This is a genomic window from Shewanella avicenniae (assembly GCF_017354945.1).
In the GTDB taxonomy this organism is placed as follows: domain Bacteria; phylum Pseudomonadota; class Gammaproteobacteria; order Enterobacterales; family Shewanellaceae; genus Shewanella; species Shewanella avicenniae.
On record NZ_CP071503.1, the window covers coordinates 3,197,677 to 3,224,153 of the forward strand.

Annotated in this window: 31 protein-coding genes; 14 read left to right on the forward strand and 17 right to left on the reverse strand. The window is 47.4% G+C overall.

All coding sequences use genetic code 11. The annotated features are described in order from the left end of the window. The first annotated feature begins 3 nt into the window (after window positions 1-3). The 3 genes from JYB87_RS14175 (at window position 4) to JYB87_RS14185 (ending at window position 2,341) form a co-directional block, all read left to right on the forward strand. Window positions 4-675 carry a DUF2461 domain-containing protein gene (locus JYB87_RS14175; RefSeq protein ID WP_207354117.1) on the forward strand — a complete coding sequence of 224 codons (672 nt, stop codon included), beginning with the start codon at window positions 4-6 and terminating at the stop codon, window positions 673-675. 62 nt (window positions 676-737) lie between these two features. Beyond that, window positions 738-2,027, forward strand: a complete 1,290-nt coding sequence (locus JYB87_RS14180; RefSeq protein ID WP_207354118.1) for an RsmB/NOP family class I SAM-dependent RNA methyltransferase — start codon at window positions 738-740, stop codon at window positions 2,025-2,027. Between the two features lie 146 nt (window positions 2,028-2,173). Continuing rightward, on the forward strand, window positions 2,174-2,341 hold the full coding sequence (locus tag JYB87_RS14185) for a small highly charged protein (RefSeq protein ID WP_207354119.1): 168 nt from the start codon (window positions 2,174-2,176) through the stop codon (window positions 2,339-2,341). A gap of 92 nt (window positions 2,342-2,433) precedes the next feature. Here JYB87_RS14185 and JYB87_RS14190 read toward each other — a convergent pair whose 3' ends face one another. Further along, window positions 2,434-2,772: a P-II family nitrogen regulator gene (locus JYB87_RS14190; RefSeq protein ID WP_037439230.1), complete on the reverse strand. Its 339-nt coding sequence runs from the start codon at window positions 2,770-2,772 to the stop codon at window positions 2,434-2,436. A 212-nt stretch (window positions 2,773-2,984) separates the two neighbouring features. Here JYB87_RS14190 and JYB87_RS14195 point away from each other — a divergent pair, with 212 nt between their 5' ends. The 3 genes from JYB87_RS14195 to JYB87_RS14205 all read left to right on the forward strand — a co-directional run bounded on the left by JYB87_RS14195 (window position 2,985) and on the right by JYB87_RS14205 (window position 4,571). Then, the gene (locus tag JYB87_RS14195) at window positions 2,985-3,491 is read left to right on the forward strand and encodes a GspH/FimT family pseudopilin (RefSeq protein WP_207354120.1); all 507 of its coding nucleotides are present in this window, start codon (window positions 2,985-2,987) and stop codon (window positions 3,489-3,491) included. Window positions 3,492-3,582: 91 nt separating this feature from the next. Beyond that, the gene (locus tag JYB87_RS14200) at window positions 3,583-4,086 is read left to right on the forward strand and encodes a GspH/FimT family pseudopilin (RefSeq protein ID WP_207354121.1); all 504 of its coding nucleotides are present in this window, start codon (window positions 3,583-3,585) and stop codon (window positions 4,084-4,086) included. A 116-nt stretch (window positions 4,087-4,202) separates the two neighbouring features. Beyond that, window positions 4,203-4,571 carry a PilZ domain-containing protein gene (locus JYB87_RS14205; protein WP_207354122.1) on the forward strand — a complete coding sequence of 123 codons (369 nt, stop codon included), beginning with the start codon at window positions 4,203-4,205 and terminating at the stop codon, window positions 4,569-4,571. 31 nt (window positions 4,572-4,602) lie between these two features. On the opposite strand, the gene radA is transcribed toward JYB87_RS14205, so the two are convergent. Beyond that, the gene (gene radA, locus JYB87_RS14210; protein ID WP_207354123.1) at window positions 4,603-5,970 is read right to left on the reverse strand and encodes a DNA repair protein RadA; all 1,368 of its coding nucleotides are present in this window, start codon (window positions 5,968-5,970) and stop codon (window positions 4,603-4,605) included. 148 nt (window positions 5,971-6,118) lie between these two features. Here radA and JYB87_RS14215 point away from each other — a divergent pair, with 148 nt between their 5' ends. Continuing rightward, window positions 6,119-8,506, forward strand: a complete 2,388-nt coding sequence (locus JYB87_RS14215) for a PilZ domain-containing protein (protein ID WP_207354124.1) — start codon at window positions 6,119-6,121, stop codon at window positions 8,504-8,506. A 20-nt stretch (window positions 8,507-8,526) separates the two neighbouring features. Here the strand turns inward: JYB87_RS14215 and serB are convergent, their stop codons facing one another. Continuing rightward, on the reverse strand, window positions 8,527-9,495 hold the full coding sequence (serB, locus tag JYB87_RS14220; RefSeq protein WP_207354125.1) for a phosphoserine phosphatase SerB: 969 nt from the start codon (window positions 9,493-9,495) through the stop codon (window positions 8,527-8,529). An 80-nt stretch (window positions 9,496-9,575) separates the two neighbouring features. Between serB and JYB87_RS14225 the strand changes: the two genes are divergently transcribed. Further along, window positions 9,576-10,250, forward strand: coding sequence for an AhpA/YtjB family protein (locus JYB87_RS14225; protein ID WP_207354126.1), 675 nt, complete (start codon window positions 9,576-9,578; stop codon window positions 10,248-10,250). Between the two features lie 109 nt (window positions 10,251-10,359). On the opposite strand, the gene folA is transcribed toward JYB87_RS14225, so the two are convergent. The 6 genes from folA to rplU all read right to left on the reverse strand — a co-directional run bounded on the left by folA (window position 10,360) and on the right by rplU (window position 13,980). Beyond that, window positions 10,360-10,842 carry a type 3 dihydrofolate reductase gene (gene folA / locus JYB87_RS14230; protein WP_207354127.1) on the reverse strand — a complete coding sequence of 161 codons (483 nt, stop codon included), beginning with the start codon at window positions 10,840-10,842 and terminating at the stop codon, window positions 10,360-10,362. A gap of 12 nt (window positions 10,843-10,854) precedes the next feature. Beyond that, entirely contained in the window at window positions 10,855-11,322 is a 468-nt protein-coding gene (locus JYB87_RS14235; RefSeq protein ID WP_207354128.1) for a threonine/serine exporter family protein, read from the reverse strand. Continuing rightward, window positions 11,322-12,080, reverse strand: a complete 759-nt coding sequence (locus JYB87_RS14240; RefSeq protein ID WP_207354129.1) for a threonine/serine exporter family protein — start codon at window positions 12,078-12,080, stop codon at window positions 11,322-11,324. The genes JYB87_RS14235 and JYB87_RS14240 overlap by 1 nt, the downstream gene beginning before the upstream one ends. Window positions 12,081-12,106: 26 nt before the next feature. Next, a complete protein-coding gene (cgtA, locus tag JYB87_RS14245) occupies window positions 12,107-13,273 on the reverse strand; it encodes an Obg family GTPase CgtA (RefSeq protein ID WP_207354130.1) in 1,167 nt (388 codons plus the stop codon). 124 nt (window positions 13,274-13,397) lie between these two features. Continuing rightward, entirely contained in the window at window positions 13,398-13,652 is a 255-nt protein-coding gene (rpmA, locus tag JYB87_RS14250; protein WP_037439204.1) for a 50S ribosomal protein L27, read from the reverse strand. A gap of 16 nt (window positions 13,653-13,668) precedes the next feature. Beyond that, window positions 13,669-13,980: a 50S ribosomal protein L21 gene (gene rplU, locus JYB87_RS14255; RefSeq protein ID WP_207354131.1), complete on the reverse strand. Its 312-nt coding sequence runs from the start codon at window positions 13,978-13,980 to the stop codon at window positions 13,669-13,671. Between the two features lie 267 nt (window positions 13,981-14,247). Here rplU and ispB point away from each other — a divergent pair, with 267 nt between their 5' ends. After that, the gene (gene ispB / locus JYB87_RS14260) at window positions 14,248-15,219 is read left to right on the forward strand and encodes an octaprenyl diphosphate synthase (RefSeq protein ID WP_207354132.1); all 972 of its coding nucleotides are present in this window, start codon (window positions 14,248-14,250) and stop codon (window positions 15,217-15,219) included. 95 nt (window positions 15,220-15,314) lie between these two features. On the opposite strand, the gene mdh is transcribed toward ispB, so the two are convergent. Further along, window positions 15,315-16,250: a malate dehydrogenase gene (mdh, locus tag JYB87_RS14265; RefSeq protein WP_207354133.1), complete on the reverse strand. Its 936-nt coding sequence runs from the start codon at window positions 16,248-16,250 to the stop codon at window positions 15,315-15,317. Between the two features lie 275 nt (window positions 16,251-16,525). On the opposite strand from mdh, the gene argR reads away from it, so the two are divergent. Continuing rightward, window positions 16,526-16,996, forward strand: coding sequence for a transcriptional regulator ArgR (gene argR / locus JYB87_RS14270; protein WP_207354134.1), 471 nt, complete (start codon window positions 16,526-16,528; stop codon window positions 16,994-16,996). Between the two features lie 69 nt (window positions 16,997-17,065). Here argR and JYB87_RS14275 read toward each other — a convergent pair whose 3' ends face one another. Together JYB87_RS14275 and ggt are read right to left on the reverse strand one after the other, a co-directional pair. Further along, window positions 17,066-18,001 (reverse strand): Dyp-type peroxidase, encoded by a 936-nt coding sequence (locus JYB87_RS14275; protein ID WP_207354135.1) that lies wholly within the window; start codon window positions 17,999-18,001, stop codon window positions 17,066-17,068. A gap of 79 nt (window positions 18,002-18,080) precedes the next feature. Further along, a complete protein-coding gene (ggt, locus tag JYB87_RS14280; protein WP_228730017.1) occupies window positions 18,081-19,769 on the reverse strand; it encodes a gamma-glutamyltransferase in 1,689 nt (562 codons plus the stop codon). Window positions 19,770-20,042: 273 nt separating this feature from the next. On the opposite strand from ggt, the gene JYB87_RS14285 reads away from it, so the two are divergent. After that, the gene (locus JYB87_RS14285; RefSeq protein ID WP_207354137.1) at window positions 20,043-20,450 is read left to right on the forward strand and encodes a hypothetical protein; all 408 of its coding nucleotides are present in this window, start codon (window positions 20,043-20,045) and stop codon (window positions 20,448-20,450) included. Window positions 20,451-20,471: 21 nt separating this feature from the next. Here the strand turns inward: JYB87_RS14285 and JYB87_RS14290 are convergent, their stop codons facing one another. From JYB87_RS14290 to JYB87_RS14300, 3 genes are all read right to left on the reverse strand, one after another. Then, window positions 20,472-21,065 (reverse strand): glutathione S-transferase N-terminal domain-containing protein, encoded by a 594-nt coding sequence (locus JYB87_RS14290; protein ID WP_207354138.1) that lies wholly within the window; start codon window positions 21,063-21,065, stop codon window positions 20,472-20,474. A gap of 6 nt (window positions 21,066-21,071) precedes the next feature. After that, complete coding sequence (locus JYB87_RS14295; protein WP_207354139.1) at window positions 21,072-21,806, reverse strand: ferredoxin--NADP reductase; 735 nt, start codon at window positions 21,804-21,806, stop codon at window positions 21,072-21,074. A 93-nt stretch (window positions 21,807-21,899) separates the two neighbouring features. Next, entirely contained in the window at window positions 21,900-22,502 is a 603-nt protein-coding gene (locus JYB87_RS14300) for a DUF5610 domain-containing protein (protein WP_207354140.1), read from the reverse strand. Window positions 22,503-22,656: 154 nt separating this feature from the next. Here JYB87_RS14300 and JYB87_RS14305 point away from each other — a divergent pair, with 154 nt between their 5' ends. Continuing rightward, window positions 22,657-24,147 carry an FMN-binding glutamate synthase family protein gene (locus tag JYB87_RS14305; RefSeq protein ID WP_207354141.1) on the forward strand — a complete coding sequence of 497 codons (1,491 nt, stop codon included), beginning with the start codon at window positions 22,657-22,659 and terminating at the stop codon, window positions 24,145-24,147. Between the two features lie 106 nt (window positions 24,148-24,253). Continuing rightward, window positions 24,254-24,469 carry a hypothetical protein gene (locus JYB87_RS14310; RefSeq protein WP_207354142.1) on the forward strand — a complete coding sequence of 72 codons (216 nt, stop codon included), beginning with the start codon at window positions 24,254-24,256 and terminating at the stop codon, window positions 24,467-24,469. Window positions 24,470-24,486: 17 nt separating this feature from the next. Here JYB87_RS14310 and JYB87_RS14315 read toward each other — a convergent pair whose 3' ends face one another. Beyond that, window positions 24,487-24,753 (reverse strand): hypothetical protein, encoded by a 267-nt coding sequence (locus JYB87_RS14315; RefSeq protein WP_207354143.1) that lies wholly within the window; start codon window positions 24,751-24,753, stop codon window positions 24,487-24,489. 295 nt (window positions 24,754-25,048) lie between these two features. Here JYB87_RS14315 and JYB87_RS14320 point away from each other — a divergent pair, with 295 nt between their 5' ends. Then, the gene (locus JYB87_RS14320) at window positions 25,049-25,234 is read left to right on the forward strand and encodes a hypothetical protein (protein WP_207354144.1); all 186 of its coding nucleotides are present in this window, start codon (window positions 25,049-25,051) and stop codon (window positions 25,232-25,234) included. An 81-nt stretch (window positions 25,235-25,315) separates the two neighbouring features. On the opposite strand, the gene aroG is transcribed toward JYB87_RS14320, so the two are convergent. After that, the gene (gene aroG, locus JYB87_RS14325; protein ID WP_207354145.1) at window positions 25,316-26,377 is read right to left on the reverse strand and encodes a 3-deoxy-7-phosphoheptulonate synthase AroG; all 1,062 of its coding nucleotides are present in this window, start codon (window positions 26,375-26,377) and stop codon (window positions 25,316-25,318) included. Window positions 26,378-26,477: the final 100 nt, after the last annotated feature.

The following is a 26,477-nucleotide window of genomic DNA, read 5'->3' on the forward strand; positions in this document are numbered from 1 at the left end:
TGCATGTTTTCAGACCGCACTTTTACGTTTTTAAACGCACTCAAACACAACAACGAACGCGCATGGTTTAAAGAGCATCAACAAACCTATGAAGATGACGTGCGCACCCCTGCGTTGCAATTTATTGAGCAAATGCAGCCGCATATTTATGCCATGTCGCCACGGCTAACCGCTGTAGCCAAAAAAGTTGGCGGTAGCTTAATGCGGCCGCAACGAGATACCCGTTTTAGCCACAATAAATCGCCCTATAAACTGAATGTCGGTATTCAATTTCGCCATTTTCAAGTGGGCGATGTGCATGCGCCAGGATTGTATGTGCATATTTCAGAAGAGGAATGTTTTCTGGCGGCAGGCTGTTGGCATCCAGCGGGGCCTGAATTGAACAAATTCCGTCAATGTATTGATGACAATCCCAACAGCTACCTCAAAGCCATCGAGCAACTGCATGCTGGCGGTTTTACCCTTGATGGAGATAAGTTGCAGCGCCCCCCCAAAGGGTTTGATAAACAACATCCGTTAATTGAAGAACTTAAACGCAAAGACTTTATCGCGATAAAACCCTTAAGCCGCGCGCAGATCACTGCCGATGATTTTGTTGATTTTTGTGCGGCAGAATTCAAAGCCACGCAAAAACTGATGGGCTATCTATGCTTTGCGTTAGGGTTGGATTATTAAGCCGCTCGCGCCGTTTTTTGCTATACTCCGCGCCCCTTGGCGCACATTGCTGGAATCTGTAAATGACCCCGATTGAAAAAAGAGCCTTTAGCTATGCCTCTACCATTATTGCGTTGTTTGATGAGGTATTAGCCACCAAGAAAAATGCCGATCGAGTGATTGCAGATTATTTTCGAGCCAACAAAAAGCATGGTGCGAAAGACCGCCGCATTATTCGTGAAACGCTGTTTGGCCTGTTCCGTTGGTGGGGATGGTTGCAGCGCATCCCCGCTCAACCCGAAGCAACGCAGCAGTTGCGATTACAACAGCTTTATTTCACAGCCAAGCTTGAGCAACATCCGTGGCAAGATATCAGCGACGCGTGGGCAAGTTTGGCGGAGTTTGCTGCGCCGTCTTGCACCATTGTAGATGTGCAAAGCGGATGCGCTTGGCTAAATCAGCTGTTTGCCGAGGGTGAATTCACCGCAGAACAACTGGTACCGGCATGGCTTTGGCCACTGCTGCCCAAGGATTTTTCCGAACAAGAGGCATTGATAGATGCCCTTTGCCAACGACCACCAATTTGGGCTCGAGCACAGCAGATTGACCGTGATGTCGCGGTTACGCAATTACGCGCGTTAGAGATTGATGCCGCGTCAGGCCCATTCGCCGATACATTATCGCTGGGTCATAAAAGTCTTAATCTGCAGCAAGTTGAACTCTATCAAACGGGTAAATTGGAAATTCAAGATCTTGCATCGCAAGTTATCGGCCAAGTCTGTCAGCCACAGCCAGCTCAACGTTGGTGGGATGCCTGTTGTGGTGCAGGTGGTAAGAGCCTGCAACTTGCTTCATTGATGGTGCAAAATGGTGCGGGTGACGGCCAAATTGTAGCGTCCGATATTCGCCCTGCAGCAATGAATGAATTAGCCAAAAGAGCATCACGCGCTGGCTTTAACAACATCCACTTACAAGCGTGGCACAACGATGAATTACCGGTCAGCGCTGCGAGTTTTGATGGTGTATTGGTCGATGCACCTTGCAGCTGCACGGGCACTTGGCGCCGCAACCCTGATCAGCGCTGGTTAGATACCGAAGACACTGTGCATGAGAGCGCGCAATTGCAACTGAGTATTTTGACCAAAGCTGCAGCAGCGGTAGCACTCAATGGCAGCTTGGTGTACGCGACGTGTTCAATTACCGATGTTGAAAACCAACAACTGGTATCAGCCTTTTTAGCCAATCATCCACAATTTGAGATAGTCGAGTTAACCCACCCGTTTAACGGTGCTCAAACAAAATTTCTGACCATTTGGCCATTTGATGCCAATAGCGATGGAATGTTTGTGGCAAAAATGCGCCGTATCTCATAGGTGTTAGCCGTGTCAACCAGCCATTCAGTGACGAGGGCTGGTGAAAATTACTGACCGAAAATCACGAAATTTTTCGCTTTAGCTTGCTGTTTGCTTTAGGTAAAAAGAGTGCGTGCAATATTTGCACTGTGAATTGGAACAGTAAGATGTCACGCGAATACTATTTTGATGAAGAAGATTCATCATGGGATGATGAGCAACTGCGCGGCAAGCCACGTAGTAAGAAAGTTAAGCAACGTCGTCGCGACACCAAACGTCGCTACTTTGACGAGCATATGGAGACCGAATATCTGGACACCAAATGGCAAGACTAATGCTCGACACATCTAGATAATGGTCGCACCGAATAAAAAGAAGGGCTGGTAATTACCAGCCCTTTTGTATTCTGCAGGACAAGAAAGCGCTATTAAACAGCTTCTTCGTTCTCTTCACCAGTGCGGATACGGATAACGCGTTCCACATCAGTGACAAAGATTTTACCATCACCAATTTTACCGGTACGCGCGATATCAACAATCACGTCGACAGTCTGTTCTACCAGTTCTTCTTTGATGACGACTTCAATTTTCACCTTAGGTAGAAAATCAACCATATATTCTGCGCCGCGATATAACTCAGTGTGGCCTTTTTGACGACCAAACCCTTTTACTTCAACCACTGTCATGCCAGTAATGCCGATTTCCGCGAGCGCTTCACGTACGTCGTCTAATTTGAATGGCTTGATAATCGCTTCTACCTTTTTCATCAGGTACTCCTTTATGCCTTAATAATGCACGATTGCGGCAAGCTTAACATGCACTGTTACGGAAAACCGTCTTTGATGACCAAAATTTAACTATAACCAGTGTTTTTGGTTATTAGATAATCGTCTAAGTAAGCCCGAGCAATCCCAGTTTCAGCTTCTACACTTGTTAAACGGGCGCAAGGAATGCGCCAATTAAACAAAAGGAATTGTTTATGAAACGGGATAACTCTCGCGGTTTTACCTTGGTAGAACTGATGGTCACCATCACTGTTGCCAGTATATTACTTGGTATCGGTGTTCCCTCACTGACTGCACTGCTGCGTACTTATCAGGCCGATTCAGCCGTCAATCAACTCAAACAAACCATCTGGCTGGCACGCAACCAAGCCATTAATTACGGTGTGCGGGTTGCGCTGTGCCGATTAGAAAATAACAGCTGTATCGCTCAGAATTGGCAACAAGGCGTTACCGTGTTTACGGATCCTAATGGCAACTACCAATTCGATGACGGTGAAACGATTCTCTATCAACTGGAATCACTGGATAGCAACAGCCAAATCTTTTTTAACCGCCGTGCGATTCGTTTTTTACCAACGGGACTCGCCAGTGGCATGAACGGCACCATGAGTTATTGTCCCAATACTGATGATGTGCCTGCGCGCGGCATAGTGGTCAATCAAGCGGGACGTATTCGCCTGAGTGACCTGACGAACTGTTGAAGCACTCAATATCGCTTATTTTGTATTCCAATGCCGAACAGCTATCCCTATACTTATTTTTAATAGGCGCGAGCTCAATCGGAGAAATGGAATGCCAAGGTTTCAAGCAGGATTCACCTTAGTCGAGTTAATGGTCACCATTGCAGTGGCCGCAATTTTACTGACCGTTGGGGTGCCATCGTTGAAATCTCTCTACGATGGCTATCGCGGCAGCTCTTCAATCAGTCAAATCCAGCAAACGCTCGCGTTTGCCCGCAACCAAGCAGTGAGCTATGGTAGACCCGTATGGGTATGTGCAGCAGGAGATATAACGTCCTCGACAAAGTCTTGTGGTAGCGATTGGAAAAAGGGGATTTGGGTTTATTTTACAGAAGATTCCAAAATTGAAGTCATAAAGGTTGTTGATGCTTTCAACAGTAATGACAACGTTAAAGGAGGCAGCTATGAATTTAGAGCTGATGGCATGGGTGCCGACGCCTCTAAATCTGTAACATTTATCTATTGCCCCAATAATGAGTCCACTGCATCCCGCAGTGCTGTAGTAAGTCCTTCTGGAATGGTACGTGAAGGCCCAGACAACCAGACATGTAATTAACACTAAGCTACTCATCTTAAATAGAAAGTCATAAATAATTTGCCAGCTAAATATCGTTCGCGAGTTTTAGCGACTACAATTTAGACAGATTCTCAGGCATCAGTGGATACCGCAAAATGGAAGATAAACGTAAGTTTTCGCGCATTCTGTTTGAAACCAAAGCCAGCTTACATAATGAGCAAGGTGAGTGGCAGACTCGGCTACATGATTTATGCCTTAATGGCGCAATGGTTGAGCAACCTGATGGGATGCAAACCGATAAGCCAATGGAATTAGGCTTTACCCTACCGGGCTCAGATATCGAATTGCGCATGACGGCAGATGTGGTCTACCAAAATAATGGCTTTCTTGGTTTGAAATGCGCGTTTATCGACCTTGACAGTATTACCCATCTTAGACGGTTGCTTGAGCTTAATACCGGTGATACGTCACTGCTCAACCGTGAACTAAAGCAATTCATTACGGAACATGAACAAGCGCAGTAAACCGCTGCGCTTGAACCATCTTAAGCCACTATTAAACCAAAGCATCTAGCGCTTCGCTGAGTTTGGCAACGCCAACCACTTCCATTCCGGCAGGCGCTTTCTTTGGCACGTTAGCTTTGGGCACAATAGCCCGGGTAAAGCCGTGTTTCGCCGCCTCAATCAAACGCTCAGTGCCATTCGGTACCGGGCGAATTTCACCCGATAACCCTACCTCACCAAACACCACCAGATCGCGGGGCAATACAATTGAGCGGAAACTCGATACCATCGACAGTAGCAAGGTTAAATCGGCGCTGGTTTCAGACACTTTGACCCCACCAACCACGTTGACAAACACATCTTGATCCGACATCTGCAAGCCACCATGACGATGCAACACCGCAAGTAACATTGCCAGACGGTTTGCGTCCGTGCCCACCGCGATTCGCCGAGGATGGCCAGCCATCGACTGATCGACCAACACTTGCAGCTCGACCAAAAGTGGCCGCGTGCCTTCCCACACCACCATCACCACTGAACCAGGCGCCGCTTCATCTGCACGCGACAAGAAAATTGCCGAGGGATTGGCGACTTCACGTAAGCCCTTTTCGGTCATGGCAAACACACCGAGCTCATTGATGGCGCCAAAGCGGTTTTTATGCGAACGCAGGGTACGATAGCGGCTGTCGCTATCCCCTTCAAACATTACTGAGCAGTCAATACAGTGCTCAAGTACCTTTGGACCCGCCAGACTACCGTCTTTGGTAACGTGTCCGACCATAATAATGGCGATGCCATTTTGTTTCGCAAAGCGAGTCAGAAACGCCGCAGACTCACGCACCTGCGCCACGCTGCCCGGCGAAGATTGCACATCGCTGATATGCATCACCTGAATAGAATCGATGACGATGATTTTTGGTTGTTCACGTAACGCGATTTCGCAAATCACATCAACACTGGTTTCCGACAGCATCTTGAGTTTATCCGTCGGCAAGCTAAGGCGATGAGCCCGCATCGCCACTTGCTGCAGCGATTCTTCCCCGGTAACGTAAAGTGCTGGCATGGTTTGCGCCAAGCCACACAGGGTTTGCAACAGCAAAGTACTTTTACCGGCGCCGGGATGACCACCAATCAAGATCGCACTGCCCGCGACAATGCCACCGCCTAGCACACGGTCAAACTCAACAAAGCCGGTCGCAATGCGTGGCACCTCGTTTAGATCAATCTGATCTAAGGTCTGCACACTGCCACCTGAAGAACCTGCATAGCCGCTGAAGTTACTGCTTTTGACGGCGGTCACAGCCCCCAAGCGCACTTCGGTAATCGTGTTCCATTCTTGGCATGCGCTGCATTGCCCTTGCCAACGAGGGAAATCTTGTCCACATTCATTGCAGACATATGCTGTTTTATTTTTCGCCATACCCGTCTAAATATTGCGCTACAGAAAAATATTTACGATACCACTATCTTAACTATCTGATACTAGTGGATATAGCTTTAGTTTCTCTGTATTTTGCCGATAGTTATCTATAGATTTGTCAGTGTAACACTGTTTTGAGGTGAAACGGATGAGCCCAGAAGCTCACGCAAGTTTGATTGAACAGCTCAAGCCGATGATGATGGAACCGAGTTTCGAGGAAATCTTCGCCCGCTTAACCGCTAAAGAATCAAACTCAACTCGCTTTTTGTTGAAGATGGAAATCAACCGTCTCGCCTCGCCGTGCATGCGTGTTATCGATTTACGCGATAAAAGTGATGCGCTCTGCAGTGAAGTATCTTTTGGCGGCCAACGCCATTTTTTAGATGAAGCGGCCAAGCAAGATTTTGAAACCGCCTTAGCGCTTTATCGCAACAACTACACTATGGGTGTGTATGAGCATGTGATGAACATGCACACTGAACGCAAACGTCGCCAACGCTCGCTAAACGACATCGATGAAACGGACGATTCCTATAAAGTACGCGGGATTATTCTCGGCAACTACATTCGCCGTACCGAAGAGCGGATGAATTACAGCATTAAGATTTTGGTATCCCAACCTGGGGTTAAAGAAATTGCCGGTAGTACTATCGATCTCTCCGTCGGTGGCGCGCGTGTCAAAATCCCAGTCAGACACAACCTCGATCTCAATCAACCCTTGTTGATCAAACTGACTGAGCTCAATGATGAGTTTTACTTTGAAGATCTTCAACAAGGTGTGGAATATCTGGTCGCCGATGCCAGTAGCAAAGATGATGATTGCGTCTTACGCCTAAAACGAGCCGGCGGCAGTGAAAAGCTGTCAGAGATGCTGACCAATCTGATCCGCGGCTTTAAATTCCGCTATAAAGTTGATATTAACGATCTATTGGTGAATGCCAGTGGCATGGGGTTTGAACGCCATTACTTACCGCATTACCCGCACTTACCGGTATTTGTTGAGCGCGATGAACAAGGTGATTATCACGCCACCAATGTGCTACTCAGCCATGATAACCAAGGATTACTACATCACTTTGCCGATGATAATGAGATCAACCAATTGCCGGTCGTCCTCAATAGCGATCGTATTAATGCGTTAATCAGCGAGCCTAACAAAGTAGCACATGGGCTGCTGTTTAGTTTTACATTTCATGCCCAAGGCCGAGTGTTCTTCTACGGCGCAACATTGGCAGAGTTACAACAACAGCCACACTTGATGCCGCTATTTTTAGGGTTTGGAGCTAAAAAATCGGGTTGGCGAGTATTTCGAATGTACGCCAACCAAATTGACCACAACCAAACCTACAAAGCGTCTATTTTGCCGGGTGACGATCAAAATTACGCACCGTTGACGGAACAGCAACTAGCACGCTATAGCCATTTAATCCAGCTAGTTGACTGCACTTGTGAGGCTGGACAAGCGCGATATCAACGCTGGCAGTCATCACTCAGCGCCAACGAACTAAAGTGTTTTGGTCTCAAAAAATTGACCAAACAAACATTACGGCCAATTTCGATGCAGTTTAGTGAACGCCGGATTGAGCCGCGTTATACCTTTAGAACCAGTGTATTGATCCACCTTAACGGCAAGGATTATGAAGCTGTCACCCAAGATATCTCTAGTCGCGGGCTGCAACTTAACCTCACAGAAGCACTCAGTGAAGAGAATATTCACGAGGTCAATCTGAGCTTTCCTAAGCTGCAAGAACTGTCGCCGAAAGCGCAATTGCAACAACTGCCCTACCGTATTGTCAAAAGTCGCAAAAACGGTTTAGCGCTGCATCTGGCCGCCGCTATCGGCCATGAAGTGCATAATGGGGTGGAGTTTTTAAACCGGCTTATTATTCATAACCGTGCCAAACTCGACCAACTGAGCGAACAAAATATTGAAGTAAAAGAGCTGGCGGATGCTCTGAAAAACCAAGTGATGCGCCATCTGCATTCTGTGCCCTACATGCTTGAAAAAACCAGTAAGTCATTTCGTATTGCCGCCATTGGGGTGGGTATGACCCGCGACCCCATCAGTGACCGATTTGCCTGCGAGCGTGAACAAACCTTGTTGTTTGACCTGTCGCCTTTGTTAGCTAATGGCCATTTAAAACAAAATATTATTGCCCCCATCAGAGCTCTGCGGCCGCAACAGAATGGCACCTTTACTGAAGTATTTGCAGTCTCCGTTGGGCCTAACAGCAACCGTAAATTGGTGCGCTGTAAGTATTTAGATAGTTTTGTTTCGCCAGAGCAGGAGATTCATTACATCAAACAAGCCGATGAAATTGGCGAGTTTGTCGCGTTTAGGATCTATCGCGCAGCCACTGACAAACCGGATTTATCATATCTGCAACGGGAATTGGAATATATTCGGCTGCATGCCATGCACAAAGGCAAACAACTGGAAAGTTTGTTATGGCGGATTGTCGGCGTGGGTGAAATTGCCGACGTCAGTGATGAAGTGCGCTGTCGCTATCCAGAACTGAACCCATTGCCTGAATAGCGCCAACGCTGCGCACCAAATTATCGTTGCAGATAATATGGCAATACCTGTAAGCCCAACTGGGTGATTGCTGCATCGGCAGCCGCGGCCAGCTTGGGTTTGGCATGATACGCCACACCAAATGCGGCGGCTTCGACCATGGGGATATCATTGGCACCATCGCCAATCGCCATGGTTTGCGCCGCGCTGATCTGCCACTCAGCAGCACAACGCAGTACTGTGTCGGCTTTAAACTGGGCATCAACCACTTTGCCAGTCACTTCACCGGTAAATTTGCCATCTGCAAACACCAACTCATTGGCATAGGCTGCATCAAACCCCAACAGTTGCTTTAGATGTCCCACAAACGGGGTAAAGCCTCCAGACGCCACAACTGTGCGCCACTGATGGGCTTGCAGTTCCGCCAACATAGTCTCTAACCCTGGACTTAATGGCAAACGGGCACACAACGCCTCAACAATACCGCGATCAGCGCCCTTCAATTTGGCAACGCGGGCTCTGAGACTTTGTTCGAAATCCAATTCGCCCTGCATGGCGCGTTCAGTCACTTCAGCCACTTCTTTGCCCACCCCTGCTGCAGCCGCAAGTTCATCAATACATTCAATTTGAATGGCGGTTGAGTCCATATCCATCACTAATAAGCCGGGAACGGTTAATGCTGGCAATGGCGTGTTTTGTGTAATCAACAGATATTCGGTTTCCGTTAATTGCTGCAATTGCTGCAATGCCGCATCAGAGGGTGTTTGGCTCAGGACCAACTCCAGAGCGAGCAAAGGCTGTTGGCGCTGAATTTCGGCCACACTTATGACAGGGAATAATGCAATCTGCTCAATCGCTGCGGCTTCTGCGGCGGCCGTAAAAATGAGTCTAAGCCTCACGCCTGCTGGATGTTGTCCCTCGTCATGAGCAGGCCATTGCTGCGTTTTGCTCACATAAAATGGTGCGCCTTGAAGTAGTTGTCGCGAAATACAGGAAAACGCTAGGGCCATGCTCAAAAATTCTCCGTATGGGCGCTGGTCGAATTATCCATTATGATTAACAAACCACCAGCAGTTAACTAGGGGACAAAGTGTTATTGTTCAGAGGTCTAAAAGCCACTCACACCATTATTCGTCTGCTACAGATCGCCTTAGCGGTCACGCTGATTATTGGCTTGGTGCAATTGTGGCAGACCAGCCTACTACAAGGCCAGCAGCTTCTAAAGACTCAAACTGAAAAGATGGCGCGATTAATGGTACAACAAACCGCTTATGGCGCCGCACCCGCACTACAACTGCAAAATGATGAGCAGCTGCAATGGCTCACGTCTGCCTTAGTAGAAGACCCCAAAGTGATGGCGGCCACCATCTACAACGCTGAAGGAATGCGGTTATCCTTTGCCCAGGATGTGAATGACGATGACATTGATCCGGACACTGATGAGCTAGAAGCGCTACTTGCGCCCTATCCGCCCTACGTAGAAGCGATTATTCAGCAGGGAGAAAACCTAGGGTTTATTGAAGTGAGGCTTAACCCGCGGCTATTTTTCGATGAGATTAAAGCCGCGCACCAACAAAATATGCAACAGCAGCAGATAATGTTAATCGTTGCTGGCGTCATCGGTCTGCTGCTTTCCAGAGCACTGTCTTTTAAACGCGCGGCAACAGATAGGCGCAGAACGCGGATTAAACGTAATCGCAAACAACAGTCAGCGGCGGCAACAGCGTCAGCCGTCACAGAGGACGTTCACCCGCTGGAATCTTAGCAGCATCGATGGGCCGATCATTTGCCTATCCAGCTAAAAAAACCATCACCAAGTTGAAGTAATGGTTTGTTGTGTAGCAATTTCAGCCGACGACGCTAATGTAAGCAGCTCAGTACTTTTTCATTAGGCTAATGAAACGGTATTTCAGTCCCTTTTCGCTTTCGCCTAAGGTTTCGCTTTCAAGCTGCCAACTGCCGTCATCCCACTCGGGGAAGGTAGTATCACCAGCGACCTCGAGATCGATTTCAGTCAAATAAAGCCGCTGAGCTAACGGTAATGCTTCACGATAGAGCTGGCCACCACCAATCACCACCACTTCCTCTACCTGCCCCGCAGCTAACAGAGCGTCTTGCAGAGAGGCCACCAGCGTAATGCCATCGGCGTGGTAATCTTGTTGGCGACTAACAACAATATTGCAGCGCCCCGGCAGCGGACGACCGATCGACTCAAAAGTTCTGCGCCCCATAATTACCGGCTTGCCGAGCGTCATCGCTTTAAAATGGCGTAAATCATCGGGAAGATGCCATGGCATTTGGTTGTCTTTACCAATGACTCGGTTATGCGCCATGGCGGCAATCATCGCGATATGCATCGTCTATTCCTATTAAATAATCGGACGCGTACGGTAATACACAAGCGCTGGCATTGCCAACCCTACCGATAACGCTCCCAATATAAATATCGTTTTTAAGCCGTTAGTGACTGCACTATTGAGCAACTCAGGCTGCAGCGACTGACTCGCCGTTAATTTCACTATAGCAATGACGGTATTAAACGCATAGGAACCGGGGATCATCGGAATGATCGCCGCAACGGCATACAGCAATGGCGGCGCTAAATGACGCTTCGCAAACGCGATGGTAATCACGCCGATAATGGCCGCGGCGACAAATGTCGCCCATTCAATAGGTAAACCGTAACGCAACATCAAGGTTCTGGCGCAGTGACCGGTTGCCCCGGCTAACGCACAAAACACTAAAAAACGCTTCGGCACGTTGAAGAGCATCGCAAAGCCAATGGCGGGGATTGCCGAAAAAAACGCATCATTGAGCAACAGCAGCACTAACTCCATTACAACAAGCCTCCGAGCTGCATCGCGATGGTAATCCCAATCACTGACGAAACCGTCATCAGCGTTGCCTGTCCCCAGCGGGAAACACCCACGTTCATATGACCTTTGACCATATCTGAAATAGCATTAATCATTGGAAAGCCGGGCACCAACATCAACACAGCTGCCGCCATTGACAGCTGAGGCGTATCGGTTATTGGTTCAAGGTAGCCTACCTGTGCGACCAGCGTGGTAATAAAGGCGGTGACGGCAAAATTGATCAGTACGTTGAAATGGCGCGCAGCCAAATGCAGCCGCACAAACATGCCACAAGCAGACGCCAGAAACGTAATCAAACAAGCGACGAGATCACCACCCGAAAGGTGACAAAAGCTAGCGCAGGACAGCGCAATAACCGGGATAACAACAGCGCGAGGATAGGTTCGAGGGTGAATGCGGGCCAATCGCTTACGGACTTCATTTGGCCCGTATAGGCCCTTCTCGGCCAGCAAACAGATGCGTTGTAATTCGCAAACCACGGCCATATTAATGCCGTGTTCGCGAATTCGCCGCGTGGTGGTGACACAGCGCCCATGCACTAGGCTGGTCATCACCAAGGCGTTAGATGAAATGGAAAGTTCAACACTGGCAAGCCCGAGCGCACGACCTAATCGTTGGCTGATCTCTTCAACCAGATCCGATTCGGCGCCGTAGGCTAATAATAACTGTGCGGCCCGGACAACCTGCCGGGTGATATCATTTTGGGTATCAGCGTACACAGGACGTCAGGCTCTCACTTTAGCTATTAGCGTTGATAAATAACCTCAACATCGTAATCATCGTCGTCGAAGTCGTCGTCAAAATCATCATCATAGTCAGGGTTGAGGTCTTCAACACTTTCTTTGTGGTAATTATCCCACTTGAATTCAACTTCTTCTTCGGCGTCCTTCTCACTTTCATCATTTGGCAGTGTAGAGATGAAATCATAGAGCTTTTCGGCCAGTGCGGCGGTACCTTCACGGGTATAAGCTGACATGGTATACACATCACCTTCCCAACCGATCTCTTTCACTACTTGAGCAATCTTTTCTTTTAGCTCATCTTCCAGCAGCAGATCCGATTTATTGAAGACTAACCAACGCGGTTTAGCAGCCAATTTCGGCGAGTATTTTTCCAGCTCAGCCACAATCGCGGTTGCAGCTTCTGCCGGGCTAGAACCATCAATCGGTTCGATATCAACAATATGCAACAGGATACGACAGCGCTCAAGATGCTTTAGGAAGCGAATACCCAAACCAGCACCATCTGCCGCACCTTCAATCAGCCCTGGAATGTCCGCCACCACAAAGCTTTGCCCTGGACGTGGATTAGCCACCCCAAGGTTAGGCACCAGCGTAGTAAACGGATAATCAGCCACCTTCGGCGTAGCACGAGAAATAGCACGAATAAAGGTCGATTTACCCGCGTTTGGCATGCCTAACAAGCCCACATCCGCCAGCAGCAACAACTCTAGGCGCAAGCTACGAACCTCACCAGGAGTGCCCATGGTCTTCTGACGCGGCGCACGGTTAGTACTGCTTTTAAAACGGGTGTTGCCTAAACCATGGAAGCCACCTTTCGCCACTAATAGCTTTTGACCATTGGTGGTAAGATCGCCCAACACTTCGTCGGTGTCCTCATCCACAGCGCGGGTACCCACGGGTACACGCAGCACGAGGTCATTACCACCATGACCGGTACAGTCACGGCTACGGCCATTCTCACCACGCTCAGCTGCGTGAAAACGCTCAAAGCGATAGTCAATTAGGGTATTGAGGTTTTCGTCCGCCTGTAGGTAAACGCTGCCACCATCGCCGCCATCACCACCATCAGGGCCGCCATCTGGCAAATATTTCTCACGACGAAAGCTAACGCAGCCATTGCCGCCGTCGCCCGCTTCTACCCTGATCACTGCCTCATCAACAAACTTCATACATTCTCCTGGCTGCTACAGATGGACAAATTATACAGTTTCCACACTATTGCTGCCAAAATAACCAACATACAAAACAAAAGCCCCACCAATGGCGGGGCTTATATACTGCAGGAACTAAACCTTATTCTTCGATGCTTACGAATTTACGGTTGTTAGGACCTTTAACTTCGAACTTCACTTTGCCGTCAGTCAGCGCAAACAGAGTATGGTCACGACCGATACCTACGTTTACACCTGCGTGGAATTTAGTACCACGTTGACGCACGATGATGTTACCTGCCAGTACAGATTCGCCGCCGAAGCGCTTTACACCAAGACGTTTACTTTCTGAATCGCGGCCGTTACGAGTAGAACCGCCAGCTTTTTTGTGTGCCATGAGTCAGACTCCTAAATTAAGCGTTGATAGCAGTGATTTTAACTTCAGTGAACCACTGGCGATGACCAGTTTTCTTTTCGTGATGCTTACGACGGCTAAACTTCTGGATAGTCACCTTTTCACCACGACCATGGCTAACTACAGTAGCAACCACTTTGCCGCCTTCAACTAAAGGGGTACCAACTTTAACGTCTTCACCATTTGCAACCAGCAGAACTTGATCAAATTCAACAGTTTCACCAGTAGCAACTTCGATTTTTTCTAAGCGAACAGTGTGACCTTCAGCAACACGGTGTTGCTTACCACCACTTTGAAAAACAGCGTACATAGCTATTTTACTCCGAAATTCTTAGCACTCAGGATGTAATAACGCTGAGCGCCACAAAAACTTTAATGACAATGGGCGCGGATTCTACGCGAAGAATCCAACACTGGCAAGCCCTAATTGGTACCGAGATAAAAAAGAGCAGTTTATTACACACATCCTTAGCTTAAGTACTGTCTTAACAGTCAATTTTAGGTAAAATCCTGCCGCAGTAGTATCTCAACTCAAGCAAAACGGGGGAGTCGCATCCCCGTAAAATCTAGGTCGAATATGGATTTAACCGCAATACGTCAGTTAGCCGATACTGACATGCAAGCAGTCAACCAACTGATTTATAAACAACTAGAATCAGACGTTGCGTTGATCAACCAACTGGGCTTCTACATTATTAATGGCGGCGGCAAGCGCTTACGTCCTTTATTGTCGGTACTTGCAGCCCGTGCAGTTAATTATAACGGTGGCGACCACGTTAAGTTAGCGGCAATCGTAGAATTTATTCATACGGCGTCCTTACTGCATGATGACGTGGTGGATGAATCAACCCTGCGTCGCGGTCGTGAAACAGCTAACGCCCTGTTTGGGAATAGTGCGAGTGTATTGGTCGGTGACTTCCTCTATACCCGCGCGTTTCAGATGATGACAGAATTGGAATCAATGAAAGTACTGCGTGTATTGGCGGATACCACCAATATTCTGGCGGAAGGGGAAGTATTGCAGTTAATGAACTGTAATGACCCTGACACGAAAGAAGAAACCTACATGCGTGTCATTTATTGTAAAACAGCCAAATTGTTTGAAGCAGCTACTCAGCTCGCTGCGGTAGTCGCAGGTTGTGATAAGCACATAGAACAAGCGATGGCGGATTACGGTAAATACTTAGGTACTGCGTTCCAATTGATTGATGACCTACTTGATTACACTGCCGACCCTGAAGAGTTAGGTAAAAATATCGGTGACGACTTGGCTGAAGGCAAACCTACTCTGCCATTGATTTATGCCATTTCAAACGGCGATGACACGGCCAAGCAGATCATTCGCGCCGCGGTTGAACAAGGCGATGGCACTGAGCATATCGCCACTATCGTTGAAGCACTGAATACCTGTGGTGCACTCGACTACACCTATCAAAGAGCGGTTGAAGAGTCAGAAAAGGCCATCGCAGCCCTAGCCCCTATTGCCGAAGGTGAAATTAAACAGGCGCTCATTAGCCTAGCGAAAATCGCGGTATCAAGAACACACTAGATACCGACAACGCCGTTAACAGCAGTTCAGCAAACAGACATGAAAAAAGCGGAGCATATTTATTGGCTCCGCTTTTTGATGCAATCACACTCGTGTTATTTAACGAACTCAACACCCAGCTGAATATCGGCGTTTAGAGTATCGAGCATACTGTCGCGTGCTTGCGCTTCAAATGCGCTAACGTCACCGTAAGGCAGTACTTGCTCAATACCATTTTTACCGAGCAATACCGGTTGGGCGAAGAAGGTTGCATGTTCGCTGCCGCCATCAACATAGGCGCATTCAACAACATTCGCTTCACCAAGCAGACCACGCACCAACGACAGACCAAAGCGACAAGCCGCTTGCCCCATCGACAACGTGGCACTACCGCCACCGGCCTTGGCTTCAACTACTTCAGTACCCGCGTTTTGAATACGTTTAGTGAGTGAGGCAACTTCATCATCGCTGAAGCTCACACCTTCAACTTGCGACAGTAACGGCAGAATAGTCACACCGCTGTGACCGCCAATGACGTTAATTTTAACGTCAGCAACGTTCAGCCCTTTAAGTTCAGCAATAAAGGTTTCAGAACGAATCACGTCTAAGGTCGTGACACCGAACAAGCGATTTTTGTCGTAAACACCGGCCTTTTTCAACACTTCAGCCGCGATAGCAACAGTCGTGTTAACTGGGTTGGTGATAATACCAATCAAGGCTTTCGGGCAGGTTGCAGCAACTTTTTCAATCAAGTTACGCACAATACCCGCGTTGATATTGAACAGATCAGAGCGATCCATTCCGGGTTTACGCGCTACACCCGCAGAAATTAACACTACATCTGCACCAACGAGCGCTGGTGAAGGATCTTCTCCGGAAAATCCTTTTATTTCTACGGCTGTAGGGATGTGGCTTAAATCAACCGCAACACCTGGGGTAACAGGGGCAATATCATACAACGACAGCTGAGAACCTGCAGGTAATTGGGTCTTCAGCAAAAGTGCAAGAGCCTGGCCAATACCACCAGCAGCACCAAGTACGGCAACTTTCATAGTCTTACTCCGTCAATCATCGGACTTTTTGTGATGTAGATCCAACTTTAGTGTGAAGTGAATTTAAGTCATGATCACAAAAGCTGCAATTATCCCTTAGTCATAGGGTTAGGTACTAGTTTGAAAGGGGATTTAAAAGTTTCAAATCTCTATGTCTATAAATGCTTACAGTTAAACATGCATTATTATTCACTCAATCTGACTATTTGTTGACAAAAATTTGAAATATATGCAGCATTAACCTGTCTAAATGAATACCTGGAATAGATAACTTAATGAAAACAGCAAAAAGCCAGGATGATCTGATCAAGACATTCAAAGCACTTTTAAAAGAAGAGCGATTTGGCTCTCAAGGGGAAATTGTCAGCGCACTGCAGACTGAAGGGTTTAACAACATTAATCAGTCTAAAGTATCGCGCATGCTCAGCAAATTTGGCGCGGTGAGAACCCGCAACGCCAAGCAAGAGATGGTGTATTGCTTACCGGCTGAGCTTGGTGTGCCAACGGCAGGTAGTCCGCTGAAAAACTTGGTACTGGATGTTGACCACAATCAGGCGATGATTGTGGTGAGAACCAGTCCCGGCGCGGCGCAGCTGATCGCGCGCTTACTGGATTCTATCGGTAAGCCGGAAGGTATTTTGGGTACTATCGCTGGGGACGATACTATTTTTATCTGTCCATCAAACATTAAACAGATCGATGACACCTTAGAAACCGTCAAATCGCTGTTTAATTACTGCGAATAAGCTGACCCACGTTGGAAGCAAAACAGGCACCCATGCGGTGCCTGTTGTTTTATCTGTCATCGATAGCGATTAATCGTCATATTGAAGCATAAAATCCAAAGATGGTGCAAAGAAGGATGAACCGCTCATCGCTTGAGTAAAATGCAGCATATGGTCGTGATGCCCCGCACCGTCGCCATGAATCATACTGGCCAACATCTTTTCAAAGTGTTCAGGGGTGCGGCAAGTCGAAATGAACATCAACCCCTGCTGTTTTAAACCACCAAACGGCATACTTTGACGCAGAATCTCCATAGACTCACCATTTTCATCTTTAAGATTGACGCGTTTAATATGGCTGGTCAGCGGCTTATCTTCAGATTCATACTCAATGTTATCTTGCTTAGTACGGCCGATAATATCTTCCTGTTTTTTCATCGGTAAGCGTTGCCACTTCTTCATGTTGTGCGCATATTTCTGCACATGAATGTAGCTGCCACCGCGAAATGGGTGGTCTTCATCGCCAACTAACGCGACTTTTTGACGATTACGCCCTTTAGGGTTCTCTGTGCCATCGACAAACCCCGTCAGGTCGCGATTATCCATGTAGCGAAAACCGCGCTCTTCTTCTTGCAGTTCAGCGAGATCGTCCAGCATGTCATACACCTCATTGGCCACAAGATGCAGAATATCTAGTCGATCGCAACGAAGGTGGATGAACAGATCATACTCAAGCGCTGGCGCATCTCGATTCCCCTCTGCCATTGCTGGAAATGGGCGCAACAAGTGTGGTCGGCCATCTGGATACAAGCTATCCCAATAGTTAGCTCCTACAGCAACAAACCCGTTAAAGGCACTATCAGCATACTGATCTGATAACTCATAAATGTGCTGGGCGATGCTCGCTAAGCAAGGCCGCATCTGCACCTCAGCACCTTCTACGGCATTAAACATCAAATAGATGCTATGTAGATTACCTTCGGCACAAATTCCCAACTGTTCACGTGGCATATCGATAATATCCATCAAGATACCTTTTACTGCAGATGATATTTACGCAACATTATCCGCTTATCTATTCAAATGTTAACGCGTTATTTTGTTACTAATATCCGGAAACCTGTCCGTCTTTACGGCTTTCCGAAGCACCGCGGTAAACGCCAGATTTGGCGTCGAAACCAATAGCTTGATAGCCACCAAATGCGCCCAGCGAGTCACGCATGACATGGCCTTTTTTCATTAATTCTCGGCGAGTTTCCATCGGGAAGCCCGATTCAAGGCTGACGTAGCCGCCGTCTTCCATCACCTCACCGGTTGGCTGAGTCGAGCCGGTATGTAATATTCGTGGTGCATCGCCAGCTTCCTGTAAATTCATACCAAAATCAATGATATTAATCATGATCTGGGCATGCATTTGCGGCTGGGTTGCCCCGCCCATAACACCAAAGCTCAGCCACGGCTTACCATCTTTGGTGACAAATGCGGGAATAATGGTGTGAAACGGCCGCTTTCCGGGAGCATAACTATTAAACCTGCCAGGGGTTAGATCAAATAACTGACCACGGTCTTGCAATACAAACCCTAAATCTGGCGGCGTCATGCCAGAGCCCATCCCACGGTAGTTACTTTGAATCAGCGACACCATATTGCCTTCTGCATCGGCAGTTGTGAGATAAACGGTATCGCCATGTAAAAGGTTGGGATTACCTGGTTCAACGCTTTTAGCCGCTTTGTTAAGATCGATTAACTTGGCACGTTCATAATTGTATTTTTCCGAAATCAACTGCTTTACGGGGATATCGTTAAAGGCAGGATCGCTGTAAAACTTAGCGCGGTCAGCAAACGCGAGCTTTTTCGCTTCAACAAACAGATGCACATATTCAGCACTTAATTGCCCCATCGCTTTTACATCGAACGGCTCCATGGTTTTGAGGATTTGCAGCGCTGCAATACCTTGTCCGTTTGGCGGTAATTCCCACACGTCATAGCCACGATAGTTCGCAGAAACTGGCTTAACCCATTCGCTTTGATGGCTGGCAAGATCGTCATAGCTAAGATATCCGCCCTGCGCCTTCATATACGCCGCGATACTCTTGGCAATATCACCTTTATAGAAGGCATCACGCCCCCCCTTAGCAACTTTTTCTAAGGTACTGGCTAATGCCGGATTTTTAAAAATCTCACCAGTTTTCGGCATAGCGCCATGGGGCATATAGGTTTCTTTGAAGCCGGGAAATTTACCCAACCGCTTAGCGCTCGCTTGCATGTAGTACGCAATCAATTCAGAGACAGGAAAACCATTACGCGCATAAGCGATAGTCGGCGCGAGGTTGTTTGCCATCGGCAATTTACCGAACTTATTATGCAGTTCAAACCAGCCATCAACCGCCCCGGGCACAGAAACGGGTAATGGACCAAAAGGCGGTAAGTATTCCAGCCCCATCTGCTGCAACATATCCAGTGTCAGCGATTTAGGACTACGACCAGACGCATTTAGCCCATACAGCTGCTTGTCCTTCGCACTCCACACTATCGCAAACAGATCGCCGCCCATCCCTGCACCAGTGGGTTCCACCAGCCCGAGCATCGCATCTGCTGCGATGGCTGCATCAACAGCGCTACCGCCCTGTTTTAATACATCGAGGGCGACTTGTGTGGCTAAAGGTTGACTAGTTGCAGCCATGCCATGGGTCGCGTAAACCTCGGAACGACTGGCAAATTCAGCACCGGTAATTCGATCATAAGCAAAAGCATTGGCTACCACAGTTACAGAACCAATGAATACAGAACACATAATTGCGGGTAATAGGCGCATCAACACTCCATCACATTATTTTTAGCTGTGTTTCGCCAATACCGATGACCGGCATTGGGGGTGAAATCGCGGATTGATTACGAAAAAGTAGCACAGATGTGAAGATTTGTTGATAACTGCGGCTGTAATAAAACATTTCAAAATGAACTAGCTAGTGCATTTCCGCCTTTATTCATCCTAATTTAGCCAAGACGTATGTAGAAACTGCACTACACTTTATGAACTGTGTGGATGGAATAAGGAGTTGCTTAGATGGAACTAATCATTTTGTTGGCGGTATTACTGGTGTTGTATTTTGCATTTATGCAGATATTGGCTCCCAGCCCCAGAGTGAAAGCACAAAAATCGACTGCCAAAAGCCGTAATCCTTACCATGCTGTCAGTATTATGAGTGACAAGGAGTGTTGCAATGCTGCAGTGGAAATAGAAGGTAAACGTTTCTTATCAGCAGATGCTCCTATTTTACCACTCAAACAATGCTCTGCGGCCACTTGCCGTTGTCGCTATGAGCATTTTGAAGACCGCCGGGTTGTGGGTAGCGATCGTCGTTTAGACTACGGCATCACACATGATCTTTACGGCGCCTTTGGTGAAGTCAATCGTCGCGACCGGCCGCAAGGTCGCCGAGCAACGGATAAACACACCATCGAGCTGATATAACGTCATCGGCTAAGTGAATGATTAGCACGGTGACGTTTCAGCAAACAAACTCACCTGCGACAGCGGTCTTTGCCACAAGGCAATCGCTGGAGCAACATTACGCCAATTAAGTTCAGAACAGCGAAAATCAAGGTAATCGACAATACACTTCAACATGATATGCCGCACGTCAAAGGGCTCAGCGGTGATTCCGCTTTTGTCTAAATGTTGTAATGCGCGCAAAATCGCCTGCTCATGGCGCATTAACCATTGTTGTGAACCGCAATGCTCTTCGAATCGCCGAATTTCCATTCGCAATCCAAACGCTGCATCCATAACCCCTTTGAGCAATGAGAACTGTGTCGCCGCTTGCCATTCATTAGCTGCGAAAAACAACTTAGTACCGCCCTGCGATAACGTGGCGAGATACCGCAGAATCACTTCGCTGTCATAGATGGCAGCTCCGCCATCAATAATCAAACAAGGCACTTTGGCCAAAGGATTTGCTTCAAGTAACTCAGCGCCATCTTCAAACGGATCACAGAGTTGTTCATCGATATTGGTAAGATGTAAATAGCGCCATGCCACCCGCACAGCACGCGCATAGGGAGAGGCAACGGAATAAAGTAGCTTCATATCAGGTTACCAGTATTTTTCAGTGGTGATTTGCCCAGGGGCTCGACGCAAATTTTTGCTAAATCCACGCTCAGTTAATAAGTCATTACATTGTTTGATCATCTCGGGGTTACCGCACAGCATGATTTGACTCTGAGTCGGAGACAATGATAGCCCAACGCGCTTTTCCAATTCACCAGTTTCTAATGCCGTGGTAATTCGGCCCGGATAACTTGTCTCATCCGCCTGACGGCTGATGGCCGAAACAAAATGAAAATTTGGCCGTGCTGCGGCAATCTGAGCTATTTGCTCACGGTAGGCTAGATCTGAGACTTGCCTAACCCCATAAACCAAAACCACTTGGGTAAATCGCTGCCATACTTGTGAGCTTTGCAGTATCGAAATAAAAGGGCCAACGCCAGTGCCCGTTGCCAATAACCACAAGTGTTCTCCCTGTGCTGGCAATTCTGACAAAGTTAAAAACCCTGTAGCGCTAGTGGAGATATCGAGAGCATCGCCAACGTTCAGATGATGAAGGCGCGGAGACAATTGGCCATCAGCGACTTCCATCGCCAAAATCTCGCTAAAATCAGCCGTTGGGGAGTTCACCAACGAGTAGGCTCGCGCCAATCGACGATCTTCGCTGGGTAAACTTAGCTTAATAAACTGCCCCGCTTCGAACGGAATTTTTGCGGCCAATCGCAGACTAAAGAGCCGCTCATTCCAATCGATGCGTGCAATGACATTGGTGCTTTGCCACATAACAATTCCTCCCATCGAATACACTCTAGCTTATCCTGCGCTAGATAAAATAAAACCCCAACGATGTGGGGTTTTACGCGAGTTACGAATTTATTATTCAGTGATGTCTGTGGCAGTCTCGTCTGTGGGCTGCAATAAGTTTTGCTGAAACTTATCTAATCCTTGCTGCACGAAGTCATAGGTCGCGTTGACACCATCAGCAATGTCTCCATCCAACACATTGAGCTTATCGAGAATATCGCGCGCCTCGCCAAATCCTTTATCGATAGCGCCGCCAATAATCCCCATAAAGTTACTGAGTTGTTCTTCAAACGATAATTGCTGATTTTGCTGCTGATAAACGCTGAAAAACTGAGTCGCAAAATCGACAATTCGGCCGGCAGTAGCCTCTGGACTGTAATCAACATCACTATTCGCTATCGTTTGAATGGCATTATCGCCCAGTGCGGGCGCAAGCTCTTCATTTATTGCTTCTAGTGCGGTGCGGTATAGCAACGCTAACGGCTGATTACCGCTGCTTAACGCGACATCTTCTTGAGCGGCTAAGACAGCGCTGTTCATATAGTCGCGGCTTTGCGCCCGAATACTTTTGCTGCTGGCAACTTCAGACACCGCTTTGCCATGATTACCATCAACCGTTGCGGATTTGTCTTTCGCTACCTGCGACACTTGATAGCCATGATTCTGGACTTCCATAACCAACACTCCGTTGTGACGATACCTAATCTATATCGGCCATTATTTACACAAGTTTAGTCGCTGCTGAATAAATATCCCGTCAAATAATATGGTATACACTAACAATCAAAGCCGGTTGAACGACTAACGTCATAATTGTAAGGGAGAATTTATGGCTAACTCTGAATGGTTGTTGTGGCTGCTCGAACTGTTCTCAAGCCTTTTTTTAATTGTTATCGGCACTGTGGCCTTAATGTTGGTGTATATGTACTTGGTCGATCGCTTTCAGACCAAACAGGCGGTAAGGCACAACTATCCGATTATTGGTCGATTTCGCTATTTCTTCGAAAAACAGGGGGAGTTTTTTCGACAGTATTTCTTCGCCATGGATCGTGAAGAATTACCGTTCAATCGTGCAGAGCGAAGTTGGGTCTACCGCGCAGCGAAGAATGTCGACCGGACCATCGCTTTTGGTTCAACCCGCTCTCTAGAAGCCAACGGCTCAATCATCTTCTTAAACACGGCTTTTCCGGCAATTAGCGGTGAAAGCGTTGCAGCAACTCCAATGACGATTGGTGAACATTGTCGGCACCCCTATGTCACCGACAAGATTTGCCATATCTCAGCCATGAGTTTTGGCGCCTTGTCACGCCCGGCGATTACCGCATTATCACATGGTGCTGCGATGGCAGGTTGTTGGCTTAATACCGGTGAAGGTGGCCTTAGCCCTTATCATCTAAAAGGAGGCTGCGACATTGTGTTTCAGATTGGCACCGCAAAATACGGCGTTCGCAACGATAAAGGGCAGCTGGATTACAGCAAACTCAGACAGCTCGCTGAAAAGCCACAAATTAGAATGTTTGAAATCAAAATGAGCCAAGGTGCCAAGCCCGGTAAAGGCGGTATATTGCCAGGAATTAAAGTCACCGAAGAGATTGCCACGATTCGCGGGATACCTGTTGGACAAGACTCCATCAGCCCGAATGGCCATGTTGAATTTCAATCTGTCGGTGACATTCTCGATATGATCGATAACGTAAGAAGCGCCACAGGCAAGCCCACAGGGCTCAAATTCGTGTTAGGCGAACAACAATGGTTGGCAGATTTATTGGCGGAAGTTAATCAACGTGGCATAGCAGCGGCACCAGACTTTATCACCATTGATGGGGCAGAAGGCGGTACAGGCGCAGCACCACAACCGTTAATGGATTATGTAGGATTGCCACTCAAAGAAAGCCTGCCAATTGTGGTGGCGTTACTGAGACAACATGGATTAAAAAACCGAGTGCGAGTAATTGCCTCAGGCAAGCTGATTACTCCATCTCGCGTTGCCTGGGCGTTAGCCTTAGGCGCTGATTTTATTGCATCAGCTAGAGGCAACATGTTTGCCTTGGGGTGCATTCAGGCATTGCAATGTAATAAGGACACCTGCCCTACTGGCATCACCACCCACAACAAAAAATTACAACAAGGATTAGATCCTCGTGATAAATCTGTAAGAGTTGCCAATTACAATCGCATTCTGCATCACGACCTTGGGATGTTGGCGCATACTTGCGGCATTAACGATCCCCGAGAATTGTCACCGCGACATATTCGCATTGTGACGGAATCAGGTTTTAGCCAAGCGTTGGACGATAGTTACCGCCACTTGGAACGTTGATCTCGTGTCTGGCGCAAAATTTTAATAAGTTACATTGTGCGCCACATCACACAAATGATAGTATTCGTGGATAAGATCAAAGACTTTGATACTGAGAGGAACAAGGATGAAAACGACCTACATGAGCCTGTCGCCCAGCACAGACTTAGTTAAAGAGGCATCCTTCAGCTGCAAAAGTTGTAGCCGCATGATCGAAATCGAAGGTGAATTGCTGTGCTATCACGGTGGTAAAATCACCAGCCTCAAGCCATTAAATCCGGTCGATGGTTGTAAGAATCTGCTGTGTGATGGCTGGGAAAAAGAGCGTAGCTCTGAAGAATAACGGCATTGCCATCCGCATTACTGCGGATGGTGAGCCAGATTCGTTTTGTTAATTGACGCATACAGCGCATCGTAATTTATCCCACCCAATTGCTTCTCTGGCTTCATCGCCAACGTCAGCCCTCTCGTAGTAATAATCAACCCAGCGCGTAATTCGGTATGAAATTGTGCTAATTGCATTTCATCAATACCGCGTTTAATCAGCGTTGCAGATAGACTGCGCCAGTCGGTGGTAACCTGATGCTGAGTGCCTTCCAAGCTGACTAACAACGAAATATTTTCCATATATTCTCTCCAGGCTATTTTCATCATCTATCCCTAGATACTAGTCAGCACAAGCTGAATCATTACTGAATCTAGATCACGATCTTTAACTAACTTAGTTGCATAGTACCTGATAAAAAGCTAATGCGCTTCAATGTAATATCATCTTGCACTTTTTTTCCTTGTGATGAGATCCATGAGGTTATCGGCAACCTATTTCTTTGCTAATCTAATTCGCGCAGATAGCAAGGGACTGACGCGAAGAAGATAGGAACCGTTAAGATCTGTATAACTAAAGCGAGAACAAGGTCCCGTTATGCCGGATTCAAAAAATAATCGCCCGCCATTGCCGTTGGTACAGACGTGGGTGTGGATGATGGTTGAGTCGAACGTGCCAGAAATCAGAGAAAAAGGTAAAAATAATCTCATCGCTTGTTTCGGCAGTTTGGCAGAAGCCAATAAATACGTACAACAACAGCTAGAAACGGACAAAACTTCTTAGGGTTGTATCTGATAGACAAATCCCCACTGAGCAGGAGCTGAGTGGGGATTTTTTTAACCCAAAGCATTGGGTGTAGCTGGCTTACTTACTTGAATTACGGCGCGCGATAACCGCTTCATTCAAGGTTGCCAACAAGGTTTCGGTATCATCCCAGCCAATACAGCCATCGGTGATACTTTGGCCATAACACAAAGGTTGACCAGGCTTAAGATCTTGACGGCCTTCAACCAAATGACTTTCCACCATTACGCCGAAAATCGCCATTTCACCTTTTGCCATCTGCTGAGCAACATCTTCAGCAACCACCAACTGACGTCGATAGTCTTTATTCGAGTTTGCATGGCTAAAATCGACCATGATGTTAGGACGCAAGCCTGACTTTATCAGCTTGGCTTTAGTATCTTGCACATATTCTTCTTCGTAGTTAGGCGCTGTGCCACCACGCAAAATGATGTGGCAGTCCTGATTACCTTTGGTCGATACAATCGCAGAATGACCATATTTCGTTACTGAGAGAAAGTAATGTGATGCACTCGCGGCGCCAATGGCATCAATCGCAATCTTGATATTGCCGTCGGTACCATTTTTGAAACCCACTGGGCAAGACAAGCCGGAGGCCAATTCACGGTGTACTTGTGATTCAGTGGTCCGCGCGCCAATCGCGCCCCAACACATTAAATCAGCCAAATACTGCGGCGTGATCATATCCAAGAACTCACCGGCAGTCGGCATACCTGCATCGTTCACCTGCAACAGCAAACTACGCGCTTTGCGTAAGCCATCGTTAATATCAAAGCTCTTGTCCATGTACGGGTCATTGATTAACCCCTTCCAACCGACTGTGGTACGCGGTTTTTCGAAGTAAACCCGCATGACAACTTCCAGCTGATCTTTGTACTGTTCCCGTAGCACACTTAAACGGCGACCATATTCAATGGCTGACTCAGGGTCATGAATTGAACACGGCCCAATGATCACTAACAGACGATCATCAGCCCCCTTCAGAATATTGTGAATACTCTTACGTGAGTTAAACACAGTTTCAGAAGCTGCGGCAGTCGCCGGAAATCTTTCCAGAATGGCTATCGGTGGTAAGAGTTCTTTTACTTCATTAATTCTTAGATCATCATTCTGGTACGGCATGATTTCTACTGGCCTCTAACATTCAACGACACAAAAATTTAAATTTATACTTTTAGTAGTTATGTTTCAAATATTGAACAAAGTTTATTAAAACACAGGT